Below are 6779 nucleotides of genomic sequence, written 5' to 3' on the forward strand. Positions count from 1 at the left end.
CGTCGGGCGGGCGCCCGCCCGGCCCGCGCCGCCCACCGGCGGGCTCACCGCGGAGTCGGCCGCCGCGGTGATCGGCGCGCTGCTGCCCGAGGGGGCGGTCGTCGTCGACGAGGCGAACACCTCGGGGGTGTGGCTGCCCGCCGCCACCGCGGGCGCGCCCCCGCACGACTGGCTCACCCTGACCGGCGGGGCCATCGGCCAGGGCCTGCCCACCGCGGTCGGTGCCGCGCTGGCCGCCCCGGGCCGGCCGGTCATCGCCCTGGAGGCGGACGGCAGCGCCATGTACACGATCCAGGCGCTGTGGACGATGGCCCGCGAGGAACTCGACGTCACCGTCGTCGTCCTCAGCAACCACGCGTACGCGATCCTCCGGCTGGAGCTGCTCTCCCTCGGCGTCGGCCCCGGCGGACGGCGCGTCGCCGAACTGCTCGACCTGTCCCCGCCCGACCTGGACTTCGTCCACCTCGCCCGCGGCATGGGCGTACCCGCCGAACGGGCCACCACCGCCGAGGAGTTCGCACGGCTGCTGGGCCGGGCCCTCGCGGAACCCGGCCCCCACCTGGTCGACTGCCAGGTACCGCCGATCGTCTGAGCACCACTGTCGTCCGGGCGCCACCGTCGCCGCCCGCCCGGGCCCGTCGGCCCGGGCGGACGGACCCGGCTACGCGCGGCCGGCCGGTGTCGCCGGCACCCTGTCCCACACCCCGGCGTGCGCCCGGTGCGCCTCGGTCAGCCCGTGTGCGAAGAACCGCTCGTAGTACTCGGTCTCGACGTGGTGGACCTGCAGCCACACGCCCGGCACGTGGATGGCGTCCGTGTGCGCGGGGAAGCGGTGGTGCGTGCGCAGGACGTACTCGCAGACGTCCTTCGCGCACTCGACGACCTGCTCGTCGTACTCCCGTGCCTCGGCCAGGTAGGTCTTCCCGTAGTCGTTCCTGTAGATGCGGTTGAAGACGTCCTGGTCGGAATACGTGCCGCCGGTGCCGAACTTCCCCCGGAAGACGGCCTGCACGGCGTCGGACATCGACGCGTACGCGGGCGGGCACGCGGCCTCGATCAGCGTCTCGCCGTGCGGTGAGCGCAGGGCGACCGGGTGCGAGCGCAGGGTCGCGTACTTCGGCAGCGGAACGTTCCAGCGCCATACGTCGGCGGGCTGCCAGCGCGGGGTGACGAACGTGAAGCCGAGCATCCGGCCGTAACGGCGCGAGTACTCCGGATGGCCCAGGGCGATCACCGGGTTGATCGAGGCGTGGATCCAGGCACCCAGGCCCATCGCCTCCGCCGCCAGCATCAGGTTCTGCAGCAGCAGGTCCGCCTCGATCTGGGTGCGCATGGGGCCGAGCACGCCGAGCGGCACCTTGATGTCCTTGTTGAGGAACTTCCTGCGCACCCACTTCTCCACCCCGGCCGGACGGTACAGGTTCCGGTCGTCGACGAAGGTGGGCCGGGCCCCCTTCGGCTGGGTGAGCAGGTACATGAGGGCGTTGATGTACTGGTGGGACAGGTCGACGACCGGGAAGAGCAGGGTGGTGCCCTCGCGGTTGGACAGGAACCGGTTCGAGTCCAGGTAGGCGGGGAAGTCCCGATCACCGGTGGTGGCGACGTCGAGACGGTGGTCCAGGACCCGTACCTTCGACTCGCGCGCCCGCGCGATCAGCGTGTCCGCGTCGAACGGCTCGTGCGGCGCGGGGTCCAGCTTGCGCAGGTAGTACGTGCCCGTGTCGTTGATGAGGAAGAAGTGCGTGCCCTGCGCGTTGTCCGGGCTGCCCGCGGTCCGGCCCGTCATGGTCAGGTTGGGCTTGGCCATGATGGGCGTGCCGTGCTCGTCCTCGAAGGGCCGGTCGGGCATGGTGAGCCCGCTCGACCCGGTCAGCGCGACCAGGACCGCCTCCTCCAGCTCCGACAGGGGCTGCGCGGCGTGCTGGGAGGTGTAGGTCATCGAACCGGCGAGCACCTTGGCCCCCCGGGCGACCCGGTGGGTGCGGCGGCGCCAGACGGTCTCCAGGAGCGGGCGCCGCATCAGGTCGTCCAGTCCGGGGTGTCCCGAGCCGCCGGTCGTCGTCCGGCTGTCAGCCCTGGCCATGCGTCTCCCCCTCGTCCGTCGTGCGGACCGTCCGCCACGGCGCGAACGCGCTCGCGTCCCGGGGGAGCAGCGCGGTGAGCTCCGGGCAGTGGCGCATGATCACGGAGTTGAAGTCGCCCTTCTCCACCCAGTCCAGGCCGAGCGGGGTGTACACCTCGGGCCGGTAGTCGACCGTCAGGAAGCGGTCGCTCTGCAGCCGCCTGCTGGCCATCAGGATGAAGACGCGGAACGCCGTGTCGCTGAATCCGAAACCCGTCGGCGGAGTCTCCGCGAACAGGCCCACCATCGTGTCGACCTCGTCGACCGAGCGGTAGACCTCCCGCAGCCGGGCCACGGTCTCCGGGTTCTCCGAGAGCTGCTCGAAGGAGGTCAGACGCGGCTTGTGCAGGCCGACGCGGAAGTCGTTGTAGCGCGGCACCCCGCGCCGCCGGGTGCGCACCAGGTCGACGACCGACAGGTCGATGATCTCCCCGTCGCGCTCGAACTCCTGCAGCGAGCGCGGGTAGTTGTGCAGGGTGATCGCACCGGGGTGGGCGATGCCGAACGAGTACAGGGTGTCGTCGAGGCCCGTCTTGCGGATCTGCGTCTCGGCCGCGGGGCCGTGGATGTCCAGGAAGCCCACCGTCTCCCGCCGCTTGCCGAAGCGGTGCTCGCACAGCTCGAACTCGTCCGGGATCAGCGGGTGCATGCGGTAGACGGTGACGAAGTCCTCCGTCAGCGAGTACGGCGCCACGCCGTGGTCCGGCTTCGTGTGCGGGATGCCCCGCAGCGACTCCGCCTCGAACAGCCACAGACCCAGCCGGGCCGTCCAGTCCCCGGGCGGCCCGCCCTGCCAGTTGACGTTCATGGCGGTGTACAGATCGCGGGTGCCGAGGATCGCCGGGGTCCACTCCACGGTGTGGATCTTCGCGATCAGGGCGGAGACCACCAGCCGTGCCGTCTGGTAGACGCGGTCCTCGCTCATCGCCGGGTACTCGGCGCGCAGCGCGTCGCAGACCGTGTTGTGCTCGCGGGCGAACAGCGTCTGCATGGCGCTGAGCCCCATCCACCAGTTGTCGGTGAACCCGGCGAGCGGGATGCCGTTCTGCCGGCCCGACGGCAGGTAACCGCCGTCCTCCAGGCGCAGTTTGGCACCACCGTCCGGCTCGCGCAGCTTCCGCGCGGCGGTCTCGTCCGCGCCGTACACCTCGGACCCGTCCCACCAGTGCGAGACGGTGTTGCCGAAGACGATCGGCGGCTGCCCGCCGGGCTGCTCCTTGTCCACGTTCTCCGCGAACCGCATGACGTTCTCGGCGGGTCCGCCCGGGGTGTTCTGCCAGGCGCCGGAGCCGGGCGGCATCGGCACCTCCACGCTCCGGTCGCCCGTCTTGTAGCGGGAGTGGTTGACCCAGTCGTGCACCTGGAACTGGATCCAGGCGGCGGCGATGACGTTGAGCGAGGTCGCGGGCACGAACGTCTCGCGGTGCAGGAGCCGGCGGCTCACCGTGACCGGGTTGGGCTCGTCGAAGAGGTCCGGACGGTAGTCGGGCCTCAGGTTGCGCCCGAAGGCGGCGTCGACCGCGCCCATCCTCGGCGCGGACATGTCGTCGTAGACCCCGTCGTACGACCGCTCCGTGCGCAGCGGCTCGGGCACCGGGTCGGGCACGGGCTGCGCCCGGGGCGGTGCCTCGGGCGGCTCGGTGTCGATCAGGTTGTCCCGGCGCAGCACCCTCCGCAGGGACAGCAGGTTCAGCAGGCGCAGCCGGTACGACAGCCGGTACCAGGGAACGTACCGGTTGAGCAGCGTGAACGCGCGCTCCACGGGCGGGGTGAGCAGCCGGTTGCGCAGGGGCTCCTCGGTCAGGAAGCGCATCCCCAGCCGGTGGGCGCCCGCCGCCTTGTACGCGGCCTTCCGGGCCCGGTTGAGGTTGCCCAGCGGACGGAAGTCGTCCGTCGTGTACCAGGGGTTGAACGTGAGGTCCTCGATCCGGGCGGCGGCCGCCCGGGCCTCCGCGCCGTCGAGGTCCTGGGAGGGAATGGTGAGCCGGGCGACCGGCAGCGCGGGCGCGACGGACTCCTCCCACGCGACGGAGGTGTCCTCGACCGGGGTGCGCCGCTCGTCCACGTAGCGCTGCACGCACAGCTCGTGGACGACGTCCGCGCCGGCGAGGCGCCGCGCGAACTCGCGGTGCAGGTACTCGGGGTCCTTGCGGTCGGGCGCGCTCGCGGGCGGGGTGCCCGGAACCGGGCGCAGCAGGTAGCGCACGGGGCCCGCGTCGCCCCACAGCAGGGCGCCGCGGCTCCAGTAGGTCTCCGTCGCGAGCGAGCCGATCACCCGCCGGGTCGCGGCCGTGACGTTCTTGCGCATGCGGTTCGCGGTCCCGAGGCCCACCGCCAGCGGCAGCTTCACGAACAGGCCGAAGGCCTTCTGCACGGGGTTCCTGGCACCCGCCATCGCCTTGGCGAAGGCCACGAACTCGCGCGCGTCGCGGGCGTGCGAGACGGGGTGACCGGTCGCCAGGAGGTCATGGCTCTCGTCCTGCGACACCCGCACGCGTACGGCGATCCCGTGCAGGTCGGGCGCGCCGTCGCCCTGCCGGATGCCGCTCGCGTTGGACAGCCTCACGGTCGCCGGGTACTCGGCACCCGGCTGCGCGAAGCCGACGCGCAGGGCCGCGGGGAGGTCGTCGTGGAAGCGCAGGCGGGCGTTCTCCACGGCCACCGGCGCCTTGGCGTGGAAGGCGCGGGCGATGTTCCCGCCTCCGGCACGCCGGTTCCTCAGCTGTACCTGCATCATCTCCCGGGCGAGGCGTTCGAAGGTCCGGCGCTCTTCTTCTGGGCTGCCGCCTTCGTACCGCTCGTACTGCCCGGTCTCGGCTGTCGTCGCCATCGTCGCCTCCGTACCTACGGATTGGAACGGCGCGGGGGTCAGCACGCTACCGGCGGCACCGGGCGGTCGTAGCGGCGCTTCCCGCCATGCCGCCGGGCCGGGGCCTCGTGCGTCCCGGGACGGGTGCGCATGTGACGGACAGGATTGCCCGCGGCACGTGGCCCGTCCGCGTCCCCGACCCCAGCAGCCCCACGGGGCGGACGGGGGATTGGCCGGGGAACGACTGCCGATCGCGGCCGTGCCGGTGATGTGCTCGGGCTCCCGTTGCAGCCACGACCCGGGGGGAGGGCGATCATGCAGGACGAACACAGTGCGAGGGGCCCGAGCTTTGCCGAGGTACGGCCGCTCAAGTCCGAGACCGACGTCGAACCGGGCCTCACCGGCTTCCCGGTCTACCCCGACCTGGCGGAACGCCTGCTGGAGGACAAGGGGCAGCCGGACCCGGACGGGGTGGTGCCGCACGTGATGGCGACCTGCTCGGCGTACGCGTACGCCGGGTACGGACTGCGGACGGACCCCGCGACCATGACCCTGATCATGACGCGGCTCGGGCTGGACCGCAGCGAGTGCTGGTCGGTGGAGCAGCGCGTGGACGCCATGTACATCGCGTCCGGCGCGTACCTCGTGCAGGACCGGGACCGCCGTATCGTGATCCTCTGCTACCGGGGCACCCAGCCCGAGGACATCGTCAGCATCCTCACGGACGCCGACGTACGCCCCGAGATGCTGGACGTGGAGCTCGACGGCAAGCGGTACCAGGTGCACGCGGGCTTCTACCGCAACGTGCGTGCGACACGGCACCTGGTCGTCGAGGCGCTGGACCGGGCGCTGCGCGGGGAGTCGGTGGTCCCCGGCGTCTCCGGCACCCGCGGCGACGGACTGAAGGCGCTCTACATCACCGGGCACAGCCTGGGCGCCGCCATGGCGGCCCTGATGGCGGTGATGCTCACGCACGAGCCGCGCTACCGGCGCCTCGCCGAGAAACTGAGGGGCGTCTACACCTTCGGGCAGCCCATGGTGGGAGGGCCGGACCTGGCCCGGGCCTGCGAGGAGACGGTCGGTCCCTCCGGCACCCCGGTGCTCCGCGAGCGCCTGATCCGCTACATCTTCGACCGGGACCTCGTGCCGGCCCTGCCGCCCAGGCCGGTCGGACCGTACGCCCCGTTCGGCCGGGAGTTCCACTACCGCAGGCCGCGCAGCCTGGTGGACACCCTCCTGCTGTCCGGTTTCGACTCGCTGGTGGAGGCGCTGACCGTGCCGGGCGACACCGCCCGGACGATGCTCGCGCGCCCGTTGACGGGCTGGGGCGACCTCACGGTCCGGGTGACGGACGCGGCCCGCCGGTCCCTGGAACCGCTGCTGCGCGCGCGTGCCACCGGGTGGACCGAGAACGACGACCCGAAATCCCAGTACCCGCAGATGGACACGCTCGCGGGCATGGCCGTCGTCGCACCGCTGGCGTTCTTCGCGGCGCGCCTCGCCCTGACCCGCACGGTCCCGTTCAAGTACTCCTTCGACGACCACGGCCCGAGCCACTACGTGAACGCGCTCGCGCCGCCCGGCGTGCTGAGCGAGTTCGGGGACGTGCTGTAGCCGTCCCCGCCCCGGTACGGGACTGCCCCGCCGGCCCGTCCGGGCCGACGGGGCAGTCCCGTACCGGGGCGGCGCGGGCTACTTCCCCGACGCCTCGACCGCGTGGCCGCCGAACTGGTTGCGCAGCGCGGCGATCATCTTCATCTGCGGCGAGTCCTCCTGGCGGGAGGCGAAGCGGGCGAAGAGCGAGGCGGTGATGGCCGGCAGCGGGACGGCGTTGTCGATGGCCGCCTC

The 6779-nt window shown here is 72.3% G+C and carries 4 protein-coding genes and 1 pseudogene; 2 read left to right on the forward strand and 3 right to left on the reverse strand.

The genetic code is table 11. The features are described 5' to 3' along the window. Positions 1-592 (forward strand): thiamine pyrophosphate-dependent enzyme (locus UW392_RS04330; RefSeq protein ID WP_320773509.1); only part of this gene is annotated, 592 nt, incomplete at its 5' end. A 69-nt stretch (positions 593-661) separates the two neighbouring features. On the opposite strand, the gene UW392_RS04335 is transcribed toward UW392_RS04330, so the two are convergent. Both UW392_RS04335 and UW392_RS04340 read right to left on the reverse strand, forming a co-directional pair. After that, entirely contained in the window at positions 662-2083 is a 1422-nt protein-coding gene (locus UW392_RS04335; RefSeq protein WP_320773510.1) for a hypothetical protein, read from the reverse strand. Further along, on the reverse strand, positions 2070-4952 hold the full coding sequence (locus UW392_RS04340) for a peroxidase family protein (RefSeq protein ID WP_320773511.1): 2883 nt from the start codon (positions 4950-4952) through the stop codon (positions 2070-2072). The genes UW392_RS04335 and UW392_RS04340 overlap by 14 nt, the downstream gene beginning before the upstream one ends. A 294-nt stretch (positions 4953-5246) precedes the next feature. On the opposite strand from UW392_RS04340, the gene UW392_RS04345 reads away from it, so the two are divergent. Further along, on the forward strand, positions 5247-6545 hold the full coding sequence (locus tag UW392_RS04345) for a lipase family protein (RefSeq protein WP_320773512.1): 1299 nt from the start codon (positions 5247-5249) through the stop codon (positions 6543-6545). Between the two features lie 78 nt (positions 6546-6623). Here UW392_RS04345 and UW392_RS04350 read toward each other — a convergent pair. After that, positions 6624-6779 (reverse strand): annotated as a pseudogene (locus tag UW392_RS04350) (6-phosphogluconate dehydrogenase); the annotation flags it as partial.

The organism is Streptomyces sp. CRN 30, from assembly GCF_034105845.1.